The following is a 26,566-nucleotide window of genomic DNA, read 5'->3' on the forward strand; positions in this document are numbered from 1 at the left end:
TTCTTGATTGCTAAAATCATCGAACCCATTTTGGAGAATCTTATGTCCCGTCTCGCTGAATTCCGCCTGCTCGAACAACAGCTCGCAGCCCAACTGGCGGAGCTGGAAGCGCTGAAAAATGACTCTGCCCTGAAGCAGGAAATGGAATTTGAAACGAAGCTGCGCAGTTTGCTCAACGAGTATGGCTACGGCCTGCGCCAAGTGGTGCTGATCCTCGATCCGCAAGCGGTGGCTTCCACTGATATGGCCCCAAAAACCTCTCGGAAACCACGCGAAGTGAAGGTCTACAAGAATCCACACAGCGGAGAGGTTGTTGAGACCAAGGGTGGTAATCAGCGTACGCTTAAGGCCTGGAAAAACGAGTATGGCGCTGAGGTAGTCGAGTCTTGGCTCGCCAATTGATTGCACTGCAGGCGGCTTCTGGCACGAGATGAATCGTGGTGCGCCCCGAATGCAAATTCCCATTCTGGGGCGTGACGAAATTTTCTGCGGGTGGTGGATTTAGAGAATTAAAACTGTCGCTAGAGGGTCCCGTCTTTCGCGGCCTGCAGCCATTTGGAGAGGAAACGCAAAACTGTCGCAATCACCCAAAACGCCGGTTCAGACTGATTCGCTAGAGAATTAAAACTGTCGCAGCCTGAAACGACGCGGCTTTCACGTGTATTCAGAGCCATCATTATCGATAGCCTGCTTACAAACATGTAATTCCTGGATCACGTGGATGACAGCTCCCAGTCGGTAAGCTTCACTCATGTCTTCATGGAGTAACAGAAATGAACACCGCTAAAAGCATTGCCGCCCTCATGCTCGTAATCGCCTCCTCATCCGCTTTAGCTGAAGGAGGATCTGATCGCTTACACGGAAAGATGATTCAGGCAAATGAGCAAGCAATGCGTGCCTACGCCGCTGCCAATGGAAAAAAACCACCTGAAGTGATCCATTATCGCTACGGAATGAAACTGGATGTGGCGAGAGTTATCAGTATGACTTCGCTCAAAGGTAGCTGCGACGTGATGCCGACACAGATGAATTACGAGGACTCAACAGGTGAGTTGAAAATCCTCGAATATCGCTCTGCTGGAATTAACTGTAGAGGTCAAAACTGACCGAAGGGACAGGGTAAGTCTTGGAGTAAGCTGACCACGACCAGCGCTGCAGCTGGTCGGCTGGCCGGCAGAAGCCCTTCCCCCGGGGCATCTTGCATTACGTGTCAGGATAACTGGCAACTACTTGATCGTCCCCACTCTTGGTGAGGCCGATGACTTGATAGGCGTGTTTCATGCCATCAACCTCCATACCTGGTGAGCCAGCGGGCATGCCAGGTACCGCGACGCCTGCCAGGTCGTTGCGCTTTATGAGCTCCTGCACCTGGGCTGCGGGGACGTGACCTTCCACAAACTTGCCATCGATAACCGCGGTGTGACACGAAGCCAGCCTCGGAGCTACTCCTAGCTCTTGCTTCACCGCCCTCATGTCCGTTTCAACGTGGTCGACGACCTTGAAGCCGTTTGCCTCCAAGTGCGCTATCCATTTCTTACAGCAACCGCAATTAGCGTCCCGGTGCACATCGATAGTCAGGGGCTCCGCAGCAAAGGCGGCTGAGGCGATTAGAAGTGACGCTGCGGTACTTAAACCGAGGAAGCGGCGCTTACTTGTCATGAGTGTGCTCCTTCCCGTCTTTGTGCACATGGGTTTTGGGAGTAGAACCTGTGTGGTGGTCCGAGTGCGCCTCGCCGGACTCGTGTTCACCGTGGTGCTCCGCTACTGATGAAGACTCCGAATGCGAACTGCCATGATCATGACTTTCCTCAGCCACGCCGTTTGCTGCGGAATCATCATGATTTCCATGACCTGATTTCGCACCACCGTGTTGGCCTTCATGGTTATGCATATCGCTTTCGCCACCGCCATGTTGGTGACCACCACTGGAAGCGACCATCATCTGGTACTGCTCAGCATTGAGTTGCGGTAGCTGGTCCAGGAACGCGACGATTCCCCAGATGTACTGGTCGTCCATGCTCTTACCCCAGGCTGGCATGCCTGTCGCTTTGATACCGTGCTTGATGGTCCAAAACGCAGCAGCAGGGTCACCGCTTACACCTATCTCGGTGAGGTTTGGTGGGGATGGGTATAGGGCTTGGCTGAGTTCAGTTTTCTCCACCCCTGGCGCGAGGTGGCAACCGATACACATGGCGTTGTAGTTGCCTGCCCCTGCTTGGATGAGAGCAGGATCTTTAAGGTTTGGCACCTCAATGTCGCTTGCTCGGACTTCAATCGAGCGATCCCGCGCCATGGCCAAAAACGCATGCACAGCGGGGAAGTGTGGGTCGTCCGCACCAACGTTCACGAGACCGAAGTAAGCAGCACCTAGCACTGCTGCGCTAGTAACAGCACCTGCCGCCACCAGCGTTGTAATTGTTTTTTTCATGTTGAGTTCTCAAAACCACATCCGAATACCGGCCACAAAACGAGCTTCGTCCACGTCCCCGCCTTCATCCCGAATGAAATCGGCGGTTTTGCCGTAGGAACGGCTCCAGGTGACACCTATGTATGGCGCGAACTGGCGAACAATCTCGTACCGTAACCGCAGCCCGACTTCGGTGTTTGCCAGGCCAGAGCCGACGCCGCGTTCCGGGTCGTTCTTGCCATAAAAGTTGGCCTCAGCGGTTGGCTGAAGAATTAAACGATTGGTTAGCAAGATGTCGTACTCGCCCTCCAGACGGGCAGCGGTTTGACCGTTCTCGCCGATAAAGGCGGTGGCTTCAGCTTCGAAGTCATACAGGGCCAGGCCCTGAATACCGAACGCAGCCCAGGTCTGCGGATCCTCCGGTTTGAAATCCTGCCGGACGCCGGCGACAACATCCCACCACGGGCTTACCGAGCGGCCATAGAGGAGCTGCAGCTCAGCATCTTCAGTCACACCATTGGTTCGTTCACCTTCCGAGCGAATCCAGAGCCTATTGATATCGCCGCCCACCCAGCCGGATGCATCCCAAGCAAGCGTGCTACCTTCATCGGCATCTTGGTATTCCAGTTGGTCTAGCAAGAAAAAGCTGTTGAACCCGCTGTCATCCATTTTGTGCCCGTCAAGCGGGGGGAAGGCAGCCTGCCGGTCGGCATCAGTCAGCACCGGGATTGGCGTACGGCTGGTCGGGGTCGGCGAATCAGCGTTCCCGTTTCCCATCGTGGAATGACCCATCGCGCCATGATCCATGCCTTCCATGGACCCGTGATCCATGCCTTTCATGCTTCCATGGTCCATCTTGCTGTGGTCCATCGAGGCGGGTTTCGCTTTGGGCTGGCCATGGCCCATTTTGCTGTGATCAACGGGTGCAGGTTGCGTGGGTTGCTTGCTCGCGCCCATCTGGCTGTGGTCCATGCCCGGCATCGCAGCCTGTGATGAGGCGTGGTCCATCTGCATGGCACCGTGGCCCATTGCCGAGTGGTCCATTCCGGAATGATCCATTTCAGCGGCGAAGCTGGGCGAAACGCCCAGCACACCTAAAGAAACGGCGAATGCCAGCAGCGATGGTCGTGCAACGCTATTGGCCATTTTTCCCTGCCTTAGCTTTGTCGCTGCCATGCGATTCCATCATTTTGCTGTGATCCATTCCTTCCATGGAACCATGATCCATGCCCTCCATAGAGCCATGATCCATGCCTTTCATGGAGCCGTGATCCATGCCTTCATGGTTCATGCCCTGGGCTTGCTTGCTCTTCGAGCCGTTCGATTGCGCCGCGTTGGACGACTTTTGAGAGTGCTGATCATGGTTGTCACTGGACCAGGAAGACGGGGCGTACACCGCGAGCAGGCCAACCATCGCGGCAGAGAGGAAAAAGGCGCTTCGTTTCATTGGTTTGCTCATCTCGTATCTCCAGTTCATTCGTCCACGCGGACTTCTCGGAACATGCCCATCTCCATGTGGTACATGAGGTGACAGTGATAGGCCCAGCGCCCGAGTGCATCTGCGGTTACGCGATAGCTTCGTTTCGAGCCAGGCGGCATATCGATCGTGTGTTTTCGCACCATGAAATTGCCGTCCTCATCCTCCAGGTCACTCCACATGCCGTGCAGATGGATGGGGTGAGTCATCATGGTGTCGTTGACCAAGGTAATACGCAGGCGCTCGCCGTACTTGAGCCGCAGCGGCTCTGCGTCAGAAAACTTGATCCCATCGAAGGACCAAGCGAACTTTTCCATATGCCCGGTAAGGTGCAGTTCGATTGTCCGGCCAGGTTCCCGGCCGTCAGGGTCGATGAAGGTGCTACGCAAATCCGAATACGTGAGAACCCGACGCCCGTTATCGCGAAGCCCGATCCCCGGATCGCTCAGCTTTGGCGTAGGGGTCATGGTCTGCATATCGACCAGAGGGTTGTTTGTTTCGGAGGCGGGATGGTTCTGCATGGCACCGCTGGCGGCCATATTGCTTTGGTCCATACCGGTCATGTTGCCGTGGTCCATGCCAGCCATCTTGCTATGGTCCATACCGGCCATGCTGCCGTGGTCCATGCCAGCCATCTTGCTATGGTCCATACCGGCCATGCTGCCGTGGTCCATGCCAGCCATCTTGCTATGGTCCATACCGGCCATGCTGCCGTGGTCCATGCCAGCCATCTTGCTATGGTCCATACCGGCCATGCTGCCGTGGTCCATGCCAGCCATCTTGCTGTGGTCCATACCGGCCATGCTGCCGTGATCCATGCCACCCATGCTGCCGTGGTCCATCCCCATATCACTCATGGAGATGAGAGGCCTTGGATCTACAGCCGGCACCGGTGCCTGCAGGCCCTCACGGACAGCCAAGGTACCCCTTGAATAGCCGGTGCGATCCATGGATTGAGCAAAGATGGTGTAAGCCTGCTCGTTTTCAGGCTCGACAATGACATCGTAGGTTTCAGCAACGGCAATCCGGAATTCATCGATCGACACTGGCTTAACGTACTGACCGTCGGCTGCGACAACCGTCATTTTCAAGCCGGGGATCCGCACGTCGAAATAGGTCATCGCCGAGCCATTGATAAAGCGAAGCCGGATTTTCTCCCCTGGCTTGAAGATTCCCGTCCAGTTCCCATTTGGCGCCTGGCCGTTCATGAGGTAGGTGTAGGTGTGCCCGCTCACGTCAGCGAGATCGGTTGGGCTCATCTTCATCTCGGCCCACATCTTTCGATCGGCCACAGCAGCAGACCAACCTTTCTCGCTCACGTCGTCGACGAAGTCGCCAACGGTGCGCTTGTGGAAGTTGTAATAGTCCGACTGTTTTTTGAGCTTGGACATAACCCGCGCCGGGTCTTCGTCGGTCCAATCACTCAGCATGACGACATAGTCACGATCGTAGGTGAAAGGCTCTGGATCCTTGGCATCAATCACCAGCGCACCGTAAACACCGACCTGCTCCTGGAAGCCCGAATGGCTGTGGTACCAGTAGGTGCCGTTCTGGTGGACCTTGAACTTGTACTCGTACATGCCGTCGGGAGCGATGCCATGGAAGCTTAGACCCGGCACGCCGTCCATATTCGCCGGCAGGATGATGCCGTGCCAGTGGATGGACGTGTCCTGCTTCAAGCGGTTGCGAACCCGTAGCGTGACCGTGTCGCCTTCGCGCCAACGGAGTATTGGTCCTGGCAGCGAACCGTTGATGGCCATCGCCGTTCGAGCTGCCCCGGTAATGTTCACCGGGAGCTCCCCGATGTACAGGTCAAAATCGGTGCCGGTCAGTACGTTAGGCTGGCCAGGGCTGGTTACGGCCCAGACCGGCGCGCGCCACATGCCCAGCCCACCCAGTAGTCCGGTAGCAGCCAGGCCTTTGACGAATGAACGTCTCGTGGTTTTGCTTTGCATGCCGTTGCGTCCAATCAGGTAGATCGCTGATATCCAGACTGCGGGATCCGCAGCCATCTGGTTTCAATTGAGCTCCCCCAAGCCTCGTAGACTTTCGCCAAAGCACAAGGATTGCGGGAGGCAATACCCCGAAAGCTGACATAGTTCAGATTCCGGGGTGATTACATTTCTGTAAGCTAAGCTCAGCAGCTCTCGTGGCCGGGGTGCTTTTGGCTTTGGGCGGTAACAGGAGCCTCTGCTTTTTTCTCCTGAGCAACCTGGTAAGCCTGCATGGAAGATGCACGTGCAGCTTCCATCCTGGCGAAGGTGCGATCCGCGCCGCCTTCAGCCAGGGCGAGGCTCGCCATGCCGAAGGTGACTACCATCACAATCGCTTTGATCATGTTCATTTGCGTTTCCTCTAAGGGTCAGTTTCGCCTGATTGGCGCCGTTCACAGTGCTCAAGCTAGCTACCCGGCACTGTCAGCAAGCTGAGCCCGACATTACTTTTCCGTCAGCTTCTGGTTGGGTGCCTTTTTTGCTGCACACTGAAGGGCATCCAAGGGGGCGCAGCAGATGAAATTACTCGTAGCCGAAGATGAGCCAAAAATCGGGGCCTACCTGCAGCAAGGGCTGACGGAGGCAGGCTTTACCGTCGATCGTGTGGTCACAGGGACCGACGCGCTGCAATACGCTTTGAGCGAGGCGTATGACCTGCTGATTCTTGATGTAATGATGCCGGGGCTAGACGGCTGGGAGGTGCTGCGGATGGTACGTGCGGCAGGGAAAGAGGTCCCAGTCTTGTTTTTGACGGCCCGTGATGGCGTGGACGATCGCGTGAAAGGGTTAGAACTCGGGGCTGACGATTACCTGGTCAAACCCTTTGCATTCTCGGAACTGCTAGCGCGTGTGCGCACTTTGCTGCGAAGAGGCAGCAGTGGCTATGCTCAGACCACTATGAAGATGGCTGACCTGGAGGTAGACCTGCTTAAGCGCCGGGCCACCCGAAATGGCAAGCGGATCGACCTCACAGCCAAGGAGTTCTCCTTACTGGAACTACTCATGCGCCGACGCGGCGAGGTACTGCCGAAGTCCCTGATCGCATCGCAGGTGTGGGATATGAACTTCGACAGCGACACTAACGTGATCGAGGTTGCTGTTCGTAGGTTGCGGGCCAAGATTGATGACGATTTCGCCCCCAAGCTCATACATACAGTTCGTGGCATGGGCTATCTGATGGATGTTCCCGAGTAATGCGCGCCCAATCGTCGCTCGTTAAACGCCTTACCCTCATGTTCATGTTCGCGGTCATCGCCGTATTGGTCGTTGCCGGCGTGAGCTTCTACATGCTCAGTCAGCACCATTTCCAGATGCTGGATGAGCAAGCCCTGGCCGAGAAACTCGAATCCACCCGGCACATCCTTTCACTTTCAGCAGCACGTGATGAACTTGAGGATCAGGAGCCTCAACTGCGTGCTTTGTTGGGGGCTCATCAGGACCTTTCTGCGGAGATTCTTGATGCTGACGGTACTGTCCTGTTCTCGGACTCCAAGGCATCCCGCATCCCTGAGCGCTTTAAGCAGGCCTCTTCTGGCGCCGTTTGGGACTGGCAAATCGACTCGCGGAACTTCCGGGGGATTACCTCTCAACTGGCTATAGCGCAGGCGCAGGCGCCGGTAACAGTCATGTTGATGCTGGATGTCACCAGCCATGCCCACTTTTTCAAGACGCTGCAATGGTGGTTCGGCATTGGCTTGGTCATCAGCGCTCTGGTTAGTGCAGGATTGGGGTGGATCGTGGCCAAGAGCGGTCTTCGGCCGGTTGGGCAGATCACCAAGGTGGCGACATCCATGTCTGCCCGGTCCCTTCGCGAGCGAATTCCATTGGAGCCCGTGCCGCTTGAATTGCAGGAGCTGATCCTCTCCTTCAACGGAATGCTTGCACGCCTGGAAGACGCGTTCGTCCGGCTATCAAACTTCTCAGCCGACATCGCACATGAGCTGCGGACTCCGGTAAGTAATCTTCTGACGCATACCGAAGTCGTTCTGACCAAAAAACGCGACCTCGATGCCTACGAAGACAACCTCTACTCCAATCTTGAAGACCTCAAGCGCATGTCGCGCATGATCGATGACATGCTGTTCCTGGCAAAAGCTGATAACGGCTTGATCATCCCCGAGCAGGTTGATATCGATCTGGTCGGGCTAGTGTCCAGACTGATTGAGTACTACCAGCTTGCAGCCGAAGACCGAAGCATTCGGCTTGCCCTTCAAGGCGAAGGTACGATCCGTGGTGACCGGCTAATGATTGACCGGGCGGTTTCCAACATTCTATCCAACGCTTTGCGCTATACCCCCGAAGGCCACGATATCGCCGTCCGGATTGTCGAGGCGGCTGATCAAGTGAACCTGTCCGTCCAGAACAATGGGGCCACGATTGATCCGGAACATATCAACAAAATCTTCGACCGGTTCTATCGCGCTGACCCTGCAAGGCGGGAAGGAAGCCCAAGCAACGCCGGCTTGGGTCTGGCCATAACGCGTTCGATCATCGAGGCTCATGGTGGGCGAATTTGGTGTACCTCCGCTGACGGCGTGACGAGTTTTCACATCGCTCTGCCGCACGCCAAACAATCCACTTCCAAGCCTCAAACGGCTTAATGCTCATTTCATGCGTGTAACCTATACTCGGCCATCATGAACCGGCTCCTACGACTGTTCACCATCCTGCTTCTAATCGCATCGCTTCCTCTCAACGGCATGGCGGGAGTCGACTCAGCCATTGAACCATGCCCCATGCAAACCATGGGGATGGAGATGATGGCGGGGATGGATCACGATTGTTGCCAGGATACTGATCCAGGATCAGCTGCCGACCACTCCAAAGCCTGCAAAGTGGGCCAGGAGTGTAGAACCGCGAGCACAGTTCAGGTCGAAATAATTAACCCCACGCTCACCTATTCTGCGCCTAGGCCAGTAGATACCTATGCGGTGAGCCTCGTAAACAGGGCGCCTCCTGACCCTTGGCGGCCACCCCGCGCCTGATTACCTCTTAAATTCACCCCATCGTCCTGTTTTGCAGCCGGATGATGGCATGCGCTTGCGCGCTGATTTTTTGAGGAATCATTTCCATGACTCCCCCACGTTACCGATTAGGGATGGCATGTCTGGCCGCTCTGATCAGCCTGTTGTCGACGTTACCGGCTCAGGCTACACCGTTGTCTCTGGAGGAAGCGCTTCAACTTGCCGAACGCAATGCCCCCATCCTCCAGGCCAGGCAAGAGCAAATGACGGCCGCTCGACACGCTGTGATCCCAGCAGGCGAGCTGCCTGATCCACGTCTCAACCTAGGAGTGCAGAACCTTCCTGTTGACGGCAGTGATCGTTGGAGCATGAACCGCGATTTCATGACGATGCAGGTTGTCGGCCTCTCCCAGGAAGTACCAAACCGGGACAAGCGGGAGGCACGAGTTGAGACGGCACGAGCGAGCGTTGAGCGAGCCGATGCAGAGGCGGTGTTCGAGCGCTTAAAAGTGCGTGCTGCCACAGCCCAAGCTTGGGTCGCGGCGTACACCGTTCAACGGAAACTGCAGCAGTTTGAGGACTTCTACAAAGAAAACCGTCTGTTGGCCGCAGCAATCCGCGCACGCCTGGCCGGCGGTACCGGCGCGACGGCCGACGCACTTGCTCCTGACCAGGAAGCTGCGCAACTCGATGAGCAAAAAGATGTTCTGCTCACACAGGCCGCTCAGGCACGGGCTGCACTCAAGCGATGGATTGGAGAGGATGCTGATCCGCAAGCTCAAGCATTTCCGCGCTGGCCAGTGAGCGCGCCGGACTATCTACACGCTATACATGCACATCCAGAATTGGCGACCTACAACGCCCTTACGCGGGAAGCACAAGCTCAAGTGCACCAAGCCTTGGCAGAAAAGAAGTCGGACTGGGGGTGGCAGGTGGATTACCAGCGGCGCGGGCCTGAATTCAGCAATATGGTGAGCCTGCAGGTAAGTTTCCAACTGCCCTTGTTCGCTGGCTCACGGCAGGACCCGATGATCGCGGCACGTCGCGCACAAGTCCGGCAACTGGAGGACGAACAGGAAGCGGCATTGCGTGAGCATAAAGCGCAGCTGGAGACAGATCTTGCGGATTACCAGCGATTGCAGCGAGCAGTGCAGCGCAGCCGTGAAACATTGTTACCGCTAGCGGAGGATCGAGTCCGCCTCGCCCTTGCTGACTATCGAGCCGGTAAATCACCCTTAAGTGAGGTTCTCACCGCTCGACGTCAGCGGGTTGAAACACGACTGCAAGACATCGATCTGCAAGGACAGTTGGCCGCGACAGCTGCACGGCTGCACTTCGCGTATGGAGAGGTGCGCGCATGAGAAATTCAACTATCAGCCTTGTGGTATTGGCCGCGTTGGCTATCGGCGGTGGCGTTGGCTATCAGCTAGCAAAGCGTGGGCAGGTGTCCACTGCCTCCCCTGAAACGCTACAGAAGGTGCTGTATTGGTATGACCCGATGTACCCCCAGCAGCACTTTCCAGCACCGGGCAAGTCGCCCTTCATGGACATGCCACTGGTGCCGAAGTACCAGGAAAGCACCGCTGCTGAGGTGAGCCCCGCAGTTCAAGTTTCACAGGGGCTCCAACAAAACCTGGGGGTCCGTCTGGCTACCGTAGCGAAAGGGCAGCTTGCTCGAACCCTCCAGGTGAGCGGCGTGCTTACCTTCGATGAGCGGGATTTTAGCGTTCTGCAGGCTCGTACCGGTGGCTACGTCGAACGCACCTATGGCCGCGCTACAGGCGACGTGGTTGCCAAGGGCGCCCCATTGGCAGATGTGTTGACGCCTGAATGGGCGGGCTTGCAGGAAGAGTACCTGGCGCTTCAGCGATCTGGGGACAATGAATTGCGCGCTGCAGCTCGGCAACGACTACTGCTGGCGGGTATGCCTGCCGATCTTATCAACCGGATTGACCGTACGGGAAGGGTCCAGAATTCGGTAACGCTCTTGGCCCCAACAGCAGGCGTCCTTCAGGCTCTGGAATTGCGGCCAGGCATGACAATGACACCGGGTGCAACGTTGGCGAAGATCAATGGTATCGCGAACGTCTGGCTTGAGGCCGCAGTACCTGAAGCGCAAGCCCAAGGCCTACAGGAAGGACAGGCAGTGCAGGCGAATCTGGCAGCGTTCCCAGGCGAACCTGTTCCCGGCAAGCTGACCGCATTGCTGGCTGATGCGGATCTGCAAAGCCGCACCTTGCGGCTTCGTATAGAACTGCCCAACCCCGGCGGCCGGTTGCGCCCAGGCATGACCGCGCAGGTTTCCCTCCATCCGTCCGGGCAACAGGATGACAGCCTACTGGTGCCAGCCGAGGCGATCATTCGGACGGGGAAACGCGATCTCGTAATGGTGTCAGAAGACGGAGGTCGATTCCGGCCGGTGGAAGTAGTGCTCGGCCAGGAAAGTGCTGGCCAGGTGGTCGTGCTGCGAGGCCTTCAGGCGGGCCAGCGCGTTGTGGCGTCCGGGCAGTTTCTGCTGGACTCCGAAGCGAGCTTGAAAGGTATCGAGGCCGTTACTGCTGGCGATGCTCCACTTGCGCAACCTGTACAGCCGGCTCTACATCAGGCCAATGGGCGCATCGTTCAAATAGAAGGTAATCAGCTGACCATCGCTCATGGACCGTTCGTGACGCTGGGCATGCCTGGTATGACGATGACTTTCCCTGTGGCAGATCCCCGCTTGATTGCCGGACTCAAGGTTGGCGAACGCATCCGGTTTGGAGTGCGCGAGCGCGATGAAGGCATGGTCATCGAGCAAATAACCCAGCAGGAGAACCAGCCATGATCGCGAACCTGATTCGTTGGTCGGTTGGCAACCGCGTCCTGGTCCTGCTGGCAACACTGTTTGCCGTAGCTTGGGGCGTTTTCTCTCTGCGCAGTTTGCCGATCGACGCGTTGCCTGACCTGTCAGATGTGCAGGTGATTATCCGCACCTCCTACCCAGGGCAGGCACCGCAGATCGTGGAAAATCAGGTGACATATCCCCTGACCACCACAATGCTTTCCGTACCCGGAGCCAAGACAGTGCGGGGCTTTTCAGCATTTGGAGACAGCTTCGTATATGTGTTGTTTGAGGACGGCACAGATCTCTATTGGGCGCGGTCCAGGGTGCTCGAATACCTAAGCCAGGTTCAGTCTCGATTACCGGCGTCCGCTAAGCCAGTGCTCGGACCCGATGCCACTGGTGTAGGCTGGATCTACCAGTATGCGCTGGTGGACCGCAGTGGTACCCATGACCTGGCACAGCTGCGCAGCCTTCAGGACTGGTTCCTGCGCTTCGAGTTGAAAACTCTTCCGGACGTTGCCGAAGTGGCGACGATAGGCGGGATGGTCAAGCAGTACCAGGTAGTGCTCGATCCGCTGCGCATGGCCAGCTTGGGAATCACTCAAGTTGAGGTTTCGGACGCCATCGCCAAGGCCAATCAGGAAACCGGTGGCGGCGTGCTCGAACAAGGCGAAGCTGAGTTCATGGTAAGGGCTTCCGGCTATCTGAAGTCACTCGATGATTTCCGAGCCATTCCCCTGCGCCTGGCTGCGAAGGGTATACCCGTAACACTGGGCGATGTAGCCACTGTACAGCTGGGCCCTGAGGCACGTCGCGGCATCGGCGAGCTTGATGGACAGGGCGAAGCGGTGGGCGGCGTAGTAATTCTGCGCAGTGGCAAGAATGCGAAAGATGCCATCGCTCACGTCAAATCCAAGCTTGAATCGCTGGAAAAAAGCCTGCCTGCCGGGGTCGAGCTGGTCACTACCTACGACCGTAGCCAGTTGATCGATCGTGCTGTGGAAAATCTGAGCCAGAAGCTGATTGAAGAGTTCATCGTGGTCGCACTGGTGTGCGCTGCATTTCTTTGGCATCTGCGCTCATCGTTGGTCGCCATCGTCTCGCTTCCGGTTGGTGTCCTCATTGCCCTGATCGTCATGCGCCACCAGGGCATCAACGCCAACATCATGTCGCTTGGGGGCATAGCCATTGCAATCGGTGCGATGGTGGACGCCGCTGTGGTGATGATTGAGAACGCGCACAAACGGGTTGAGGCTTGGCATACGTGGCACCCTGGAAAGTCGTTGCGTGGCGAAGATCATTGGAAAGTGATGACTGAGGCAGCAGTCGAGGTCGGGCCTGCGCTGTTCTTCAGCCTCATGATCATTACGCTGTCCTTCATACCGGTATTCACCTTGCAGGCTCAGGAGGGAAGGCTGTTTGCGCCCCTCGCATTCACCAAGACTTATGCAATGGCAGCAGCAGCGGGCCTTTCGGTTACCCTGGTACCCGTGCTGATGGGGTACTGGATTCGGGGTCGTTTACCGGCAGAAGAGCGCAACCCACTCAATCGAACCCTGATACGGCTCTATCGCCCAGCATTGGAGATCGTTCTACGCCGGCCAAAGCTCACGTTGGCGGGTGCACTGTTGATTTTGCTCAGCAGTGTCTGGCCCCTGAGCCAGCTCGGCGGCGAATTCTTGCCGCCACTGGATGAAGGCGATTTGCTGTACATGCCGACTGCCCTGCCAGGTCTTTCGGCGCAGAAAGCCTCTGAGCTTTTGCAACGTACGGACCGGCTGATCCGAACGGTACCGGAGGTCGCCAGTGTCTTCGGTAAAGCGGGCCGGGCTGAATCAGCGACCGACCCGGCCCCGCTGGAGATGTTCGAGACGACTGTCCGACTTAAACCGAAGGATCAGTGGCGAGCAGGGATGACCACTGAGAAGCTGATCGAAGAGCTGGACCGTACCGTGCAGGTACCTGGGCTAACCAATATCTGGATCCCACCGATTCGAAACCGTATCGACATGCTCGCAACCGGTATCAAAAGCCCGATCGGCGTAAAGGTTGCCGGCAGCAATTTGAATGAGATCGACCGGGTGACTCTGGCTATCGAGAAGGTGGCCAAAACGGTTCCAGGGGTGACTTCCGCCCTCGCCGAGCGATTAACCGGTGGACGCTACATCGATCTGGATATCGACCGCCAATTCGCAGCGCGTTACGGCCTGAACATTGCTGATGTCCAAGCGATTGTTGCCGGCGCCGTTGGGGGCGAAAACATCGGCGAAACCGTAGAAGGCCTGGCGCGATATCCCATCAGTGTTCGGTACCCACGGGAGTGGCGTGACTCTGTTGATGCCCTGCGGCAGCTACCGATTTACACCAGCCAAGGGGGGCGAATCACACTGGGAACCGTGGCACGGGTGCGTATTGCGGACGGTCCACCCATGCTCAAGAGTGAAAACGCGCGCCCCTCGGGCTGGGTGTATATCGACGTGCGGAGACGGGACCTGTCCTCCGTCGTTGCCGACCTGCGCCGGCTAGTCGATCAGCAGGTGAAGCTCGATCCTGGCATAAGCTTGAGCTATTCCGGGCAGTTCGAATACCTGGAGCGCGCCAATGCGCGCTTAGCATGGGTAGTACCGGCGACGCTGGCCATTATTTTCGTCCTTCTCTACCTCACGTTTGGCCGCCTCGGTGAAGCGCTGCTGATCATGGCTACCTTGCCATTTGCGCTAACCGGCGGCGTATGGCTGCTGTACATGATGGGCTACAACCTGTCGGTGGCCACGGGTGTCGGTTTTATCGCCTTGGCTGGGGTCGCAGCAGAGTTTGGAGTCATCATGCTGATCTACCTCAACAATGCCTGGACTGAACGAAACGGCAACGGTACGCAGGGGCAACCTGCGCTTCTGGATGCTATCCGCGAAGGGGCCGTGCAGCGCATCCGCCCCAAAGCCATGACCGTAGCAGTGATCGTCGCAGGCTTGATGCCAATCCTCTGGAGTAGCGGTACCGGCAGCGAAGTCATGAGCCGGATCGCTGTACCCATGGTCGGCGGCATGCTCACCGCGCCTTTGCTCTCACTATTTGTAATCCCTGCGGCTTACTGGCTCGTCAGGCGCCGCGGACTCGCTGTACACGATAACCCCCAAACAGGAGTAACCCGATGAAGAAGCTACTGATCAGCGCTGGCCTGGTGTTCGCCGTTGCGGCGGCGGTGCAGGCCCAAGACATGTATGGCACGGATATGAAGAATATGCCCATGGAAGGCAACGAGACCCAAGGCAGCCAGGCGGCTCCGACTGCATCGGCTGAGGGAACCATCAAAGCTTTGGAACCAGGTAAAGTTACCTTGGCGCATGGACCAGTATCAGCCCTGAAATGGCCGGCAATGACCATGGGCTTCAGCGCTACCGAGCAGCAACTCAAGGGACTCAAGGTAGGCGACAAGGTCAGCTTCGATTTCCGAATGAATGGGGGCACAGCGACGATCGTAGGCATTCGCAAGCAGTGACGGATTGACTTCTAACCCTGCCTATTAGAGCTGATAGGCAGGGTCATTTAGCCAAACTTTGGAAAAAGTGCTGCCGCAATTCCTGACCGCGCCGCCTTCAGCTCTGTGCCTCGGGACGCTAGTTGGTCTTTGCGCTCTGTAGCCGGGATGCATTCAGATCAGAGTAGTAGCTGACGTTTGAGCAGAGATCTTCGTGCATCACGATCTATATGGGTCGAAAGCGGACAGGGCATCGCAAAGTCATCCAACTGCCTGAGTTATCCGAACGCCAACAAGGATTCCACCGAGCTTGTCGACAAGAAAACCCGCGACAACTCAGAGTGTTATCCGAGCAAACAGACTTTGGATACCCTATTCCCGCTAGAAACACTGCCGCTGAAACCCTCCTGGCATGTAGCTCCTTCGTCCTACGCTTCAGCCTCTATGACCCCCACCCAACCTTTCGCGCAGGTGCGGAACGAACCTAGGCGTAACGCGGGTATAAGCTTCGTAGGCAGCGCCAAACTGCTTGTGCATTTCCCGCTCTTCGGAAACCGCCAAACGCCCGTACATCACCAGCAACACCGGGAACATTGCCAGCGTCAGCAGCGTCGGCCACTGAAGGAGAAAGCCCAGAAGAATCAGCACAAATGCCACGTACTGCGGATGTCTGATCCAGCCATAGGGCCCGACCGTTGCAAGTGAACGGCGGCGTTGCGCGTGATATAGCACGTTCCAGGCGGCAGAAAGCAAATAGAAGCCGAAACCCAGGAATAGGTAACTGGCAATGTGCAAAACACTGAAGTGTGGGTTGCCCTGGTCACCGAGCAACGTCGACCACAGATGGCCGGATTCGTGGGAAAGCAGATCGAGGTTGGGGAACCTGGCCTGCAACCAGCCTGACAACAGATAGATCGTCAGGGGGAAGCCATACATTTCCACAAACAGGGCAACGATGAAGGCCGAGAATGCACCGAAGCTCCTCCAGTCTCTCGCCGTTGCCGGCTTGAAGAAACTGAAGGCAAACATGATGAAGATCGCGGAGTTGATGAAAACCAGCGACCAGAGGCCATACGCGCTTTCACCATGATTCATGATGGATCTCCCGGCTTATGGATATCAGCCTTATCGGAGGGGGCCGGTTTGCTCTGGCCCTGGTGATGGTGTCCCCCATGTCCTCGATGCATGAAGACATGCATCAGCGGACAGGCGAGCAACAACAGATAAGGCAGGGCTCCAACGACATGGGCAAGGTGCTCGGTGAGCAGGAAGTAGACGGCGATCCCACCGATTACCACCAGGCCGATTGCATAGCGTGAACGCCAGAAACTGTGTGGTGAGCCGTTTTCATCGAAGTGAGGGTTCATAGCGACTCCTGGGAAAGGAGATGGGTTACTTCGATGCAGCAGATGGCATGCGGTCCATCATCATCTGCATCATCGACTCCATCATGTCCATGCGCTTTTCCATCATCTGGTGGCGGGCGGCCATATCCCCGCCCATGCCGCCATGCATGCCCCCCATTTCAGGCATGCCACCCTCCATGGACTTCATCATGGCCATGCCATTTTTCATCAGCGCCATATGCTCGGCCATCAACGCCTGACGGGCTTCCGGCGTTTTGGCTGCAGCCATCTTTTCGTGCATGGCTTGCATGGCCTTCATTTGCTGGTCCATCGCCGCCATTTGCCCTTTGTCCATTGGCTGAGAAGGCGTCTTCTCGGTAGCCGCCGCGCTTGGCGCATCGGCCGGGTGATGTGTCGAGTGTTCATCGGTGTTTTGCGCCATGGCGCCCACGGACGCTGCGGCCAAACAAAGTCCGATCAGTAAATTTCGAACGTTGTTCATCATCATCTCCTTAGCACTGTTTTAAAGCCGGATGCCTTGGTCTGGGCGCTAGGCCTCACCTGGCACGACAAGCAAATTACTGCGCCGGCGTGAATGCTCATTTTTCGCGTCGTGCTCGGGTTGTACACCGACGGGCTATTATTGGGCACTCGGCGGCTCGAAGCTGATCCCGTTTGGCCCGGCGCCAACCTTATGGGTAGCAACGACCTTTCGGCTGCTCGTATCGATGACAGATACGGTGCCCGCTTCAATATTGCTGACAAACACATAAGCGCCGTCGCTGCTGATGGCCACACCATGGGCACCCTTGCCGGTGGTCACGGTGCCCAGGCTGCTACGCGTCTGGAGATCTACGATGGAGACTCGGTCGTCCGGATTCTGGCCACTGCCCTGATTCGCGACATAGACCTGGCGACCGTCAACGGTGGCCATCATCTGGATTGGCGTGCGGCCGACATCAACCTTGCTGATCACCTTGCGTCTGGCCGTGTCGATGATGCCAAGCTGATTTGTCGCACTGAGCGAGACGAATGCCAGGCGACCGTCAGGGGCAAAGCCGACCTGGACAGGGCCTTTGCCCACGGGAATCTGCGCGGTTTCTTTGAGTGTGACGACATCGATAAGCGATACGCTGTCGCTCTTCATGTTCGCGATATAGAGTGTCCGGCCATCAGGGCTCAAGCGCAGCCCATGGGGATAACGCCCAGTTGGAATACCGGGCAACTCGATTCGCTGCTCAAGGTCAAATACTCGCACCTGGTTGGCAGCGGAATCGGTCACAAAAGCTCGCAGCCCGGTGACGTCGGTGACCACATGAGCCGGGTGATCGCCTGCCGGGAAGCTGAACGGTGGCCTGTCCAGCGCGCTGGTACTGAACACCAGCAACTGCCCACCGGGCTTTTCACCGCTCGAATGCCCCGCATGTCCAGCCACTCCAACAACCAGAAGCAAGCTGCCGTCGGGCGAAACCTGTAGGTTGTGGGGTGCGATCGGCAAGGCGACCGTGCTCACATCACCTGTCGCAAGATTTACCTGGCTAATGGAAGCGGACCGTTCATTGGCCGTGTAGACGTTACCCGTAGGGTTTGCCATGACCAGCCCCAGAGGGATGAGCAGGGATATCCCCAAGGCCATAGAACTAAACCGCTTGGCAGTCATCATTGTGAATGAGCTCCAACGAGGGGCCGGGGTATGTGAGCCAGGCTGGCCTATACATTTACTCAAGATAAACACCAATCGCGAAGCATTTTCTTGATCAGCGTCAACGTCCACAGCTTGACTCGGCACTGGGTGATCGAAGGCCGTCCATTTCTTGGGGAGTATTGCTGGCTATCCCGACCCGGAGTCAGTCGACATCAGGCTGTATATGAAGAAACCGCGCCATGAAACATGGCACGGCGGCTTGCCATCTGAGCGGTAACGAGACTTAGCGACTGACTTTGGTTGGGTAACCAAGCGCCTGGACCAGTGCACCGACGCGTTCCGCCTCGATGTTGCTTTGGACACTCACTGTACCGGCAGCACGATCAACGATCACCTTCGCGTCGCCATCGGCAGCCTGGATGGCCTTGGTGATCTTGTTGACACAACTGCCACATCCCATACCGGAAACTTCCAAAACGAACATAGCGGGCCTCTCATGCTGGTACGGCTTTTCTCGCCGCATTTACAGCTTCAACCTTGACACGATGACAAGGTCAAGGCCCGGTCAAAGGATTTATCTTCGCCCTGAAATCTTGTCCAACTCCTCTGGCGGCGGCCCCTGCTGCATCACAATTGTCCCTTACGATCTTGGCAGAAGATGGCGGACGTCGCAGTTGCCCGATGTCCTCCATCAGGACCAGATTGGCGCCGAACTCGCGGACATACCCGCTAAGGCCAAAGCCCTAGACAGTCAGTCATATGGATCAGGCGTTGAAACGCTGATGGCGGAACTTCCTCTCATAGGTTGCGGTGTGCCCATTTCAGTCTGTGACTACGCGCTTCAGCCGCAGTGCGTTGAATACCACGGAAGCCGAACTTACGCTCATGGCCAATGCCGCAATCATCGGTGACAATAGATGGCCGGTAAGCGGGTAGAACAAACCTGCCGCCAGCGGTATGCCCATAGCGTTGTAGAAGAATGCGAAGCCCAAGTTTTGACGCATGTTCTTCACCGTGGCCACGGATAGTGTTCTGGCCCGCAGGATGCCCATCAGGTCGCCCTTGACCAGCGTCAACTGGGAGCTGTTCATGGCAACATCGGTGCCAGTTCCCATGGCGATCCCGACATCAGCCCGGGCCAGCGCAGGGGCATCGTTGATCCCATCTCCTGCCATGGCAACCCGGCGCTTATCGCCCTGCAGGAGCGCCACCAGTTGCTCCTTGTCCTCGGGTTTCACTTCTCCGTGGACTTCCTCGATGCCGAGTTGTTTCGCGACCGCACGTGCCGTAGTCAGGCCGTCGCCGGTGGCCATGATGACCTTCACATCTTCTGCCTGTAGCCGGGTTACCGCCTCCTTGGAGGTGGGTTTGACCGGATCGGACACCGCTAGCAGGCCAGCGAGCACGCCATCGACGGCCAAGTACATGATACTCATGCCTTCCAGACGCAGCTGCTCGGCGCGGTCTCGCAACGGACTGGTGTCGAGGCCAGCCTCTTCCATCAAGGTCGTGTTGCCAAGCTGCAGCCGTTTGCCGTTCACCTGGCCACGTACACCGATCCCAGAGCCCGACTCAAACGCCTCTGGCTTGGACAAGCTGTGTCCATGCGCTCGCGCATGATCGACAATCGCATGTGCCAGCGGATGCTCGCTGCCTTGGTCCAGGCTGGCGGCAAGGCGCAAGACTTCGGGTGGCATGAACTGCCCGGTACCGACCACGCTATGAAACACTGGCCGGCCCTCGGTGAGGGTCCCGGTCTTGTCGACGATCAGCGTGTCGATCTTGCAGAGGTTCTCGATAGCACTGGCGTCTCGGAAGAGCACGCCACTGCTGGCAGCCTTCCCGGTAGCGACCATGATCGACATGGGAGTGGCTAGGCCGAGCGCGCAGGGGCAGGCAATGATCAGGACCGCGACCGCATTGATCAGGCCGAAGACCCAGCCAGGCTCCGGTCCGAAAAGCCCCCAGCCGAAGAGCGTGACCAGCGCGACCAGAATCACCCCCATGACGAAATAGCCGGCCACGGTGTCCGCCATCCGCTGCATCGGGGCTTTCGAGCGCTGAGCCCGCGCGACCATCTGCACGATTTGCGAGAGCACTGTCTCGGCGCCGACCTTCTGCGCCGCCATCACAAGGCTGCCGTGGGTATTCAGCGTGGCACCGATGAGTGCATCCCCAGCTTTCTTCATCACTGGCACGGGCTCGCCTGTCAGCATGGATTCATCGATAGCACTTTCGCCTTCCAGGACCACCCCGTCGACCGGCACCTTCTCGCCAGGGCGAACGCGCAGGTGGTCGCCCGTATGCACGTGGGTGAGCGGAATATCTTCCTCCTGACCATCGGCCCCGATGCGACGGGCCGTCTTGGGGGCAAGACCCAGGAGCGACTTGATGGCGGCGGAGGTTTGTGAGCGCGCCTTGAGCTCGAGCATTTGGCCGAGCAACGTTAATGAGATGATGACTGCAGCCGCTTCGAAGTAGACACCGATGCGGCCATCCTGCATGAAAGTCGTCGGGAAAACCTGCGGGAACACTGTGGCCGCAACGCTGTATAGGTACGCCGCAGCCGTTCCCAAACCTATCAGGGTCCACATATTCGGGCTGCGATTACGAATCGATGCGACCCCACGCACGAAAAACGGCCAGCCAGCCCATAGTGTCACGGGAGTGGCCAGAATCAACTCCACCCAATTCTGTGTGGCACCATGCAGCAATTGGAGTTGGTGGGCAGTCATGGCCAACACGGTCACGATGACCGTCAGGGGCAAGGTCCACCAGAAGCGGCGGGAGAAGTCCTTGAGTTCCGGGTTCTCGTCTTCCTCAAGCTCCGGTATTACCGGCTCTAGGGCCATGCCACAGATTGGGCAACTGCCCGGCCCACGCTGGCGGATTTGGGGATGCATCGGGCAAGTGTATTCGGCGTCCGCCGCGTTGCTTGGCTGCGGGGCAGCCGAGTGGAGATGGCCCGCGTGTTCTTGGTCCTGGGGAGGGCTAAGATAATGCACAGGCGCTGCGCGGAATTTCGTCAGGCACTTTTCACTGCAGAAGCGGTATGTCCTTCCCTCGTATAGCTCGAAGTAGCGACTATCCGGTGGCACCGTCATACCGCATACCAAATCGCGCTGACTACCATCCGGTTGCTCATACGGGTGCGAGTGGTCATGGTCATGGTCATGGTCATGCTGGCACGATTCGGTGTGCATGAAGTAGTTCCCTTTGTTGTCCGGTTTGGACGAGTTTTCACCCTTCTGGTGAGAATACCCGCCATGGTTGTGCCCGAAGAGTTGCGTCAGCGGACAGAGCAACAAAATTAAATAACTGTAGTGCCTGTGACAGGTGGCCATAGTGCACGAGCCACATAAAACAGGCCAAATATGGCCAGCATGATCAGTGCAATACCGCCTTTAGTCCGCCAAAAAGGTATTGCCAGATCTGTACCACGGCGATGGGCTCCATCATGATCAACTCCCAAGCTGGGTGGGAAATATCGGCCGCTGCCGTATTGTCCAGCCTAGACAACATCTCCTTGAACAGCTGTGACGCCAATCAATGCTCCTGTAAGCGTGTCGATTATTGTTGTGGTGTAGCGTCATGGCATAGATCATTTCTGGAGGTTGCTGATCCTGCTGCTGCACCAGTGGTTGCCCTTCGACAATGCGCTGGCTGCCTTGTACCCCGGCGAGGGAGTGCCCAAGCCGCTGGAGGAGTACGACGCCGGCTCCCGGTGGGGAACGCCGTCCATGCTTTCCTGCCTGGACGGCCTATACTTGCTCGACCCCTTCTACCAGGCCTGTCAGGAAGGCCTGCCCAGTGGGCTGTAACGCCTGGAGGAGATCGCTTCTGACCAGTTCCGTCAAAGCGAGTACTTCCTCAGTTACTTCCACGCCAACGCATTGGAAGACGAGGTGCAGTTCGTTCTCCAGTTGCCGGCCAAGGTAGCCTTATGCGATCTAACAGCTCAAGCCCCAGACCTGATACATGCGGTGCGGTACAGCGCTGATCGGGTCACTCTTCGCTGTTCCCCTTCCAGCTTTGCCTTTGCCCACAGCAGACGTCGGAGATGAAACTGCTCGGCGGACTCACAAACCTGCTCCAGTGCTCTCGCACAAGGCTTTGATCTGGCCATCTTTGCTTGAATGGCTGACCCGTGGCAGGGCGTTGGCCGTGTTTTCTTCGTGCGTGTTGAGCCCAAGGCGAGCGCGATCCACCATCCACAGGCCGCTACTGCCGCGCGCCAATTCTATGCCGGCACTACTCGTCAAAAAATAGGTGAGTGCTTACCCGGCAGGCAATGGGCTACTATCGAGCCCTATATCTATCCGAAAGGGTTAGCTCCGTTGCCAGGGAATTGCATGCAGGCCATCGATATTGAAAACGCGATCGTTCTTCCTTGGGGGCTTGGCTCAAGATCGCCCCATGACCTGTTTTCTGTGTGCGCAGAAATCATTAACTGCCCTGGTGACATCGTTTTAGACGCTAGCAACCTCTCGTATATCGATCCGTTAGGGATGGCCACGCTGCGAGCGTTGTTTGAAAACCAGTTGGTCCAGAAGCGAGTTTCGATGCAGTTTTTGAGCAGAGACCTGACCTCCTACCTGGCCAGGATGGATTTTTTCAAGGACATTGATGTAGAGGGTGTAGATCTATCGGGGGTAGGACGTCGAAACGACCGAAGCACCTCGTTGGTGGAAATCACCAAAATCAGCGAACACCATCAAGCAGAGGCTGCAGCCTCTCGCCTCGCTAGAGCTATTACGGGAAGGTTGACTCAATCGGACCCGGATGCCCCAGTCGACGAGCACACGGGACGGAATGAGTTTGACTCCTACCGGGGCCCTCTGGAGTATTCGCTCAAGGAGCTATTGGAAAACTCGCTTACTCACGCCCGCAGAGAGGGACGTGGTGACGCCGCCGTTTGGCTGACCTGTCAGTTTTATCCAAAATTGAACCTTGTACGCATGGCCATCGTCGATAATGGGTGTGGGTTTCTCGCGACACTGAGGAATCACCCTGAGCTTCATGACCGCACGCATTTGCACGCGATCGAGGCGGCACTCAAACCGCGAGTGAGCTGCAACCGGGGTGCGATGGCCCAGATCCTGGGTAGCGAGAACCAAGGTATCGGGTTAACAACTACCGCAAAAATTGCAGACGCGGCGGGCGGTGGTTTGATCATCGTGAGCGGCAATGGCATACATGACACAAAGCGTCGGCAGTCTCAGGAGCTGCATGATGCGCTGTGGAATGGTGTATCGATCGCGTTTAGCTGTACCCGTGAGCTGCTGCCCACCATTTCGATCAGTGACTTGCTGCCGAAGGACGATGCAGGACAGGTTGACGACGATCTCGACCTAGATCTGAATTTCCGCTAGCTCTGGCTTTTTGATAGCTCGAGGGCTAGAGTCGATCATGCAAGGAGCGGTAAATGGGAGATTCAGCGTCAACTGAAACTCTCGGGCTGCAAAAAAGGATTATGCAATACAAGGGGTTACGACATGCAAACTCAAATTCGATTAAGTAGGGATAGTTCTATCCGAACGTACGGAATGCGAGCTTCAGCGATCCCCTACCGTACCGAAATCGAACGCTCGCTCAGCAGTGGTGAGAGCGTTGTCATAGATTTCGCTGGGAACGATGTCACTCAGTCCTTCGTCGACGAGTTGATCGGGGCGCTGATTCTGAAGGAGGGTCGCCAGGTGGTATCGCGCCTTGCCTTTGAAAACTGCACCAACGATGTCAAAGGAATCATTAAATTTGTGGTCCATGATCGAGTTCGACAGCTGCAAAAAATGCCCGCGTGACGGATCCGCATTGAATTTAAGGCCCTCAATATTGAGGGCCTTTTCATTGGTGCCAGGCAAAAGATAGCCGTCTTGAGTGGCCCCCATAGCTCGCCCTGAAAAGCGAATGTCAGGGGACACACCGCAGAAAAGCGTTCTGTAGCGGAGGAATACGTGGAAAACGGAGCTTAGGTTTCCTCATTGAGATGTGTAGAAATCCATCGCGACTCACCTATGCAAAGGCTGCGAAAAGCCTGAATCTACTGGGGTATCGTGGCGTGAGATATGTGCAAAAAAATGTGCACAGCATCTGCGGATTGGAGAGCTGGCTTGGCTCCTTAAGTAAAACCATCAAGCTGCAACGGACCTGCAACTCCTGCGGCTTGAAGCAAAGCGGGTAATACCACCCCTGAGCCCTACGAGGTGGTGTTCCGGTTTTTGACCAAACGAGAGCACGCCAGGCGCGCAAATGAGCTGCACGACCAGCTGAATGAAGTGCTCGGGGTGGCCAGAAATCTCAACGATGGGCTGTACTTCGGTGGAGCAGACGTCACGGTGCTACAAGACTTTACCATGCTCGATGCGGAAGACTTCGTGCGGTACAACCTTCACGACTGGCTCAGTGTTGGGGATACCGATGAAGATGAAGAAGGTGCCGATGATGCTGACTGAGCTGCTATCGGCCTCCCCTTTAGGATCTGGGTTTGACCTTAGCTGACCGGCTGCTCTACAAACCAATTGATTTTCTCCGGAGCCGGTGTCACTGTCGCTCCAAGAATAGCCCCCACGCCTCGGGCAGGTCCCAGACCTGTACTGCGCATCAGGGGGTTAGTTGTTTCTAGGGCCCGCCCAGGTCGATCAGGCATGCTTTGGGCTGGCCTCAAACCAGTGGGTGACCACCAAAAGGGTCAGTTAGGCCTACTGCTGCCTATCCTCGCTCGTTACCATCCAGAAACCCTCTATTGATACGGTTTCAGCAAAGATGGATGTCTATAAGCTCCGCATCGAAGACACAGAAAGCAAGATCATCGACAAGGAAGGTTTCGAGGCCGAGACCTTCCGCAGAGATCCGTGGTACCAGCCTGGAAGTGCGGGCAAGCTAGCTCAGTTTGCTGTATGCCCGGCATGCGACAACCCTGTCCAGCTGGTTGGGCTGTATGAGCTACCGCCTAACGTGAAGAACCCATTCGGGAAACATGCTACTAAGAGCATTCGCGGCATCGCTCCATTTGATAGTGAGGCCCGTAACGATTGCCCGTACTTCAAGCCTCGCCAGCATAAGAAAACAGAACGAAAAACCAGGTTTGACGGCGTCCCGCGGAAGATTCTCAAGCTATTGATCGAACAGTTCGATCGCGTGGTTTACATCCTGGAGAAAGAGACCCAACTGGTCCTTTCCGAGAACGCGTTGAGAGGCATGCTGCAGCGTTACAAGGGAGAGCGTGGCTACCTCTATACCGGCGCGACGCTTCGCAATGTGCCATGGATCTTTGCTTACATGTCGGACGCCACCCGCCTGTTTGGCCAGAAGGTCAGTGGAAATGCTGAGCTGGTGAAAGCTATTGCCGCTGAGGTGCCGGGGGCGGAAATCAGCAGCACTGGTCGGCTGGAATCGAAGAAGGTGCCTGGTTCGAAGGCGGCATATTTTGATCTCAAAATGAGTTTCATCCGCCATCGAATCGTCAAAGACAGTGAAGCGTCTGGCTTGGTTGAAAGCATGGAGTTTGTAGTGTCACAGCCTCGCGGAGGTGAGCTTGAGCACATTCACAAGGAAGTCATCAAATTCGATTCGGCTTGGTTCGAATCTCTTATCCGGATGCCGGTTGATCATCCTTATCGCAGAATGGATAGAGTGAAGATGGCCCGGGAGGAACTGGGCGATCTGCTGGAGCTGACTCAGGCCTGAGGAGGCCTGCTGTAAACCACTTTTTTTCACTGTAAACCACAGTGGTTTACAGTGAAAAAAGTGGTTTACAACGTAGCTATGACACGCGCCCTGGCCACTCCCCAGGCCAGCGCGCTCCTCATTGGTTCGTTCAGCCGGACGTCGAACACCTGTGCTGCTCGGGGCCTTGCCACGCCGCGGTGTCCTATAATTCATCTTCAGCTGAGTGGAGCAAAATGTTGTGAAGCGCACATTCATTGGAATGGTCGAGGCTGGTGAGCCACTGATGAGGCAAGCGCTTGAAGCTATCCGACAGGCCCACGAAGCGGAGGCTGCTGGATTGCCAGACCTTGAGGTACAGCGTCTTCACCTATTGGCAGATTCGCTCTATCAGGCGGTCATTGATTTTCAGCTCCTCAAAGCAGGTAAACCACCGTCGACTATCCAGTGAGGACCTGCCGCTACATGACGAAAAAGATACCAGCTCTTCTCCCCGACCACCCCATGTATACCGACGCAGTGGATGCGATGAAGCAATACCACGAGGCGCAGGCTTCTGGCTCATCTGCCGAAGAGGTTGAGCGCCTGCGTCAAATCGCAGAATCACAATTTCGGGCTGTCAGCGAGTATCAGCTCAACGCTCTGGGATATCAGTCTCGTCGTCCGCACTGAAGGGATAACCGATCCGGAGGTAGCTTCAGAATCCATCAAGCCAAGCGGAAGACTCACGACGCGGTCCGATTGATCAGCGAGACGGTCGGGAGGGT

At 56.7% G+C, this 26,566-nt stretch carries 27 protein-coding genes and 1 pseudogene; 15 read left to right on the plus strand and 13 right to left on the minus strand.

Translation table 11 applies throughout. From position 1 onward, the window contains the following. The first annotated feature begins 42 nt into the window (after window positions 1-42). Window positions 43-402, plus strand: coding sequence for a histone-like nucleoid-structuring protein, MvaT/MvaU family (locus IEC33019_RS00370; RefSeq protein ID WP_010951431.1), 360 nt, complete (start codon window positions 43-45; stop codon window positions 400-402). A gap of 371 nt (window positions 403-773) precedes the next feature. Beyond that, the gene (locus IEC33019_RS00375) at window positions 774-1,106 is read left to right on the plus strand and encodes a DUF2790 domain-containing protein (RefSeq protein ID WP_011953079.1); all 333 of its coding nucleotides are present in this window, start codon (window positions 774-776) and stop codon (window positions 1,104-1,106) included. Window positions 1,107-1,203: 97 nt separating this feature from the next. Here the strand turns inward: IEC33019_RS00375 and IEC33019_RS00380 are convergent, their stop codons facing one another. The 6 genes from IEC33019_RS00380 to IEC33019_RS00405 form a co-directional block, all read right to left on the minus strand. Further along, window positions 1,204-1,659, minus strand: a complete 456-nt coding sequence (locus IEC33019_RS00380) for a DUF411 domain-containing protein (RefSeq protein ID WP_011953080.1) — start codon at window positions 1,657-1,659, stop codon at window positions 1,204-1,206. Beyond that, on the minus strand, window positions 1,649-2,428 hold the full coding sequence (locus tag IEC33019_RS00385) for a c-type cytochrome (protein WP_011953081.1): 780 nt from the start codon (window positions 2,426-2,428) through the stop codon (window positions 1,649-1,651). The genes IEC33019_RS00380 and IEC33019_RS00385 overlap by 11 nt, the downstream gene beginning before the upstream one ends. Before the next feature lie 9 nt (window positions 2,429-2,437). Beyond that, the gene (locus IEC33019_RS00390; protein ID WP_011953082.1) at window positions 2,438-3,553 is read right to left on the minus strand and encodes a copper resistance protein B; all 1,116 of its coding nucleotides are present in this window, start codon (window positions 3,551-3,553) and stop codon (window positions 2,438-2,440) included. After that, a complete protein-coding gene (locus IEC33019_RS00395; protein ID WP_012269845.1) occupies window positions 3,543-3,866 on the minus strand; it encodes a hypothetical protein in 324 nt (107 codons plus the stop codon). The genes IEC33019_RS00390 and IEC33019_RS00395 overlap by 11 nt, the downstream gene beginning before the upstream one ends. A 14-nt stretch (window positions 3,867-3,880) precedes the next feature. After that, window positions 3,881-5,839 carry a copper resistance system multicopper oxidase gene (locus tag IEC33019_RS00400; protein WP_012269846.1) on the minus strand — a complete coding sequence of 653 codons (1,959 nt, stop codon included), beginning with the start codon at window positions 5,837-5,839 and terminating at the stop codon, window positions 3,881-3,883. Window positions 5,840-6,021: 182 nt separating this feature from the next. Beyond that, window positions 6,022-6,228, minus strand: a complete 207-nt coding sequence (locus tag IEC33019_RS00405; protein WP_011953085.1) for a co-regulatory protein PtrA N-terminal domain-containing protein — start codon at window positions 6,226-6,228, stop codon at window positions 6,022-6,024. Between the two features lie 166 nt (window positions 6,229-6,394). Here IEC33019_RS00405 and IEC33019_RS00410 point away from each other — a divergent pair, with 166 nt between their 5' ends. The 6 genes from IEC33019_RS00410 (at window position 6,395) to IEC33019_RS00440 (ending at window position 15,164) form a co-directional block, all read left to right on the plus strand. After that, the gene (locus IEC33019_RS00410; protein ID WP_011953086.1) at window positions 6,395-7,072 is read left to right on the plus strand and encodes a heavy metal response regulator transcription factor; all 678 of its coding nucleotides are present in this window, start codon (window positions 6,395-6,397) and stop codon (window positions 7,070-7,072) included. Continuing rightward, window positions 7,072-8,478: a heavy metal sensor histidine kinase gene (locus tag IEC33019_RS00415; protein ID WP_011953087.1), complete on the plus strand. Its 1,407-nt coding sequence runs from the start codon at window positions 7,072-7,074 to the stop codon at window positions 8,476-8,478. The genes IEC33019_RS00410 and IEC33019_RS00415 overlap by 1 nt, the downstream gene beginning before the upstream one ends. A gap of 470 nt (window positions 8,479-8,948) precedes the next feature. Further along, complete coding sequence (locus tag IEC33019_RS00425; RefSeq protein ID WP_011953089.1) at window positions 8,949-10,202, plus strand: TolC family protein; 1,254 nt, start codon at window positions 8,949-8,951, stop codon at window positions 10,200-10,202. Next, window positions 10,199-11,665: an efflux RND transporter periplasmic adaptor subunit gene (locus tag IEC33019_RS00430; protein ID WP_011953090.1), complete on the plus strand. Its 1,467-nt coding sequence runs from the start codon at window positions 10,199-10,201 to the stop codon at window positions 11,663-11,665. The genes IEC33019_RS00425 and IEC33019_RS00430 overlap by 4 nt, the downstream gene beginning before the upstream one ends. Beyond that, the gene (locus tag IEC33019_RS00435) at window positions 11,662-14,820 is read left to right on the plus strand and encodes an efflux RND transporter permease subunit (RefSeq protein ID WP_011953091.1); all 3,159 of its coding nucleotides are present in this window, start codon (window positions 11,662-11,664) and stop codon (window positions 14,818-14,820) included. The genes IEC33019_RS00430 and IEC33019_RS00435 overlap by 4 nt, the downstream gene beginning before the upstream one ends. Beyond that, window positions 14,817-15,164, plus strand: a complete 348-nt coding sequence (locus IEC33019_RS00440; RefSeq protein WP_011953092.1) for a copper-binding protein — start codon at window positions 14,817-14,819, stop codon at window positions 15,162-15,164. Before IEC33019_RS00435 ends, IEC33019_RS00440 begins: the two co-directional genes overlap by 4 nt. Window positions 15,165-15,578: 414 nt before the next feature. On the opposite strand, the gene IEC33019_RS00450 is transcribed toward IEC33019_RS00440, so the two are convergent. The 7 genes from IEC33019_RS00450 to IEC33019_RS27450 all read right to left on the minus strand — a co-directional run bounded on the left by IEC33019_RS00450 (window position 15,579) and on the right by IEC33019_RS27450 (window position 21,680). Beyond that, complete coding sequence (locus tag IEC33019_RS00450; protein WP_011953093.1) at window positions 15,579-16,238, minus strand: methyltransferase family protein; 660 nt, start codon at window positions 16,236-16,238, stop codon at window positions 15,579-15,581. Then, complete coding sequence (locus IEC33019_RS00455) at window positions 16,235-16,510, minus strand: DUF2933 domain-containing protein (RefSeq protein ID WP_011953094.1); 276 nt, start codon at window positions 16,508-16,510, stop codon at window positions 16,235-16,237. Before IEC33019_RS00455 ends, IEC33019_RS00450 begins: the two co-directional genes overlap by 4 nt. A 25-nt stretch (window positions 16,511-16,535) precedes the next feature. Next, window positions 16,536-16,991 (minus strand): hypothetical protein, encoded by a 456-nt coding sequence (locus tag IEC33019_RS00460; protein ID WP_011953095.1) that lies wholly within the window; start codon window positions 16,989-16,991, stop codon window positions 16,536-16,538. Between the two features lie 138 nt (window positions 16,992-17,129). Continuing rightward, window positions 17,130-18,152: a cytochrome D1 domain-containing protein gene (locus IEC33019_RS00465; protein WP_011953096.1), complete on the minus strand. Its 1,023-nt coding sequence runs from the start codon at window positions 18,150-18,152 to the stop codon at window positions 17,130-17,132. A 265-nt stretch (window positions 18,153-18,417) separates the two neighbouring features. Further along, window positions 18,418-18,618: a heavy-metal-associated domain-containing protein gene (locus IEC33019_RS00470; RefSeq protein WP_004575963.1), complete on the minus strand. Its 201-nt coding sequence runs from the start codon at window positions 18,616-18,618 to the stop codon at window positions 18,418-18,420. Between the two features lie 337 nt (window positions 18,619-18,955). Beyond that, window positions 18,956-21,478, minus strand: a complete 2,523-nt coding sequence (locus IEC33019_RS00475; RefSeq protein WP_137108948.1) for a heavy metal translocating P-type ATPase — start codon at window positions 21,476-21,478, stop codon at window positions 18,956-18,958. Window positions 21,479-21,521: 43 nt separating this feature from the next. Continuing rightward, on the minus strand, window positions 21,522-21,680 hold the full coding sequence (locus IEC33019_RS27450) for a hypothetical protein (RefSeq protein WP_011953098.1): 159 nt from the start codon (window positions 21,678-21,680) through the stop codon (window positions 21,522-21,524). A gap of 47 nt (window positions 21,681-21,727) precedes the next feature. On the opposite strand from IEC33019_RS27450, the pseudogene IEC33019_RS27455 reads away from it, so the two are divergent. From IEC33019_RS27455 to IEC33019_RS00515, 7 genes and pseudogenes are all read left to right on the plus strand, one after another. Beyond that, window positions 21,728-22,063 (plus strand): annotated as a pseudogene (locus IEC33019_RS27455) (helix-turn-helix transcriptional regulator); the annotation flags it as partial. Window positions 22,064-22,486: 423 nt separating this feature from the next. Then, window positions 22,487-23,506 carry an ATP-binding protein gene (locus IEC33019_RS27595; RefSeq protein ID WP_015268415.1) on the plus strand — a complete coding sequence of 340 codons (1,020 nt, stop codon included), beginning with the start codon at window positions 22,487-22,489 and terminating at the stop codon, window positions 23,504-23,506. Between the two features lie 174 nt (window positions 23,507-23,680). After that, window positions 23,681-23,935 (plus strand): STAS-like domain-containing protein, encoded by a 255-nt coding sequence (locus tag IEC33019_RS28030; RefSeq protein ID WP_128337688.1) that lies wholly within the window; start codon window positions 23,681-23,683, stop codon window positions 23,933-23,935. A 417-nt stretch (window positions 23,936-24,352) separates the two neighbouring features. Next, on the plus strand, window positions 24,353-24,586 hold the full coding sequence (locus IEC33019_RS00500; RefSeq protein ID WP_156867445.1) for a hypothetical protein: 234 nt from the start codon (window positions 24,353-24,355) through the stop codon (window positions 24,584-24,586). A 310-nt stretch (window positions 24,587-24,896) separates the two neighbouring features. Then, window positions 24,897-25,820, plus strand: a complete 924-nt coding sequence (locus IEC33019_RS00505) for a hypothetical protein (RefSeq protein ID WP_011953102.1) — start codon at window positions 24,897-24,899, stop codon at window positions 25,818-25,820. A gap of 220 nt (window positions 25,821-26,040) precedes the next feature. Next, the gene (locus IEC33019_RS00510) at window positions 26,041-26,250 is read left to right on the plus strand and encodes a hypothetical protein (RefSeq protein WP_015268418.1); all 210 of its coding nucleotides are present in this window, start codon (window positions 26,041-26,043) and stop codon (window positions 26,248-26,250) included. Window positions 26,251-26,264: 14 nt separating this feature from the next. Next, window positions 26,265-26,471 (plus strand): hypothetical protein, encoded by a 207-nt coding sequence (locus tag IEC33019_RS00515; protein WP_011953104.1) that lies wholly within the window; start codon window positions 26,265-26,267, stop codon window positions 26,469-26,471. Window positions 26,472-26,566: the final 95 nt, after the last annotated feature.

Origin of the sequence: Pseudomonas putida, from assembly GCF_002741075.1 — a bacterium.
Classification (GTDB): Bacteria; Pseudomonadota; Gammaproteobacteria; order Pseudomonadales; family Pseudomonadaceae; genus Aquipseudomonas; species Aquipseudomonas putida_T.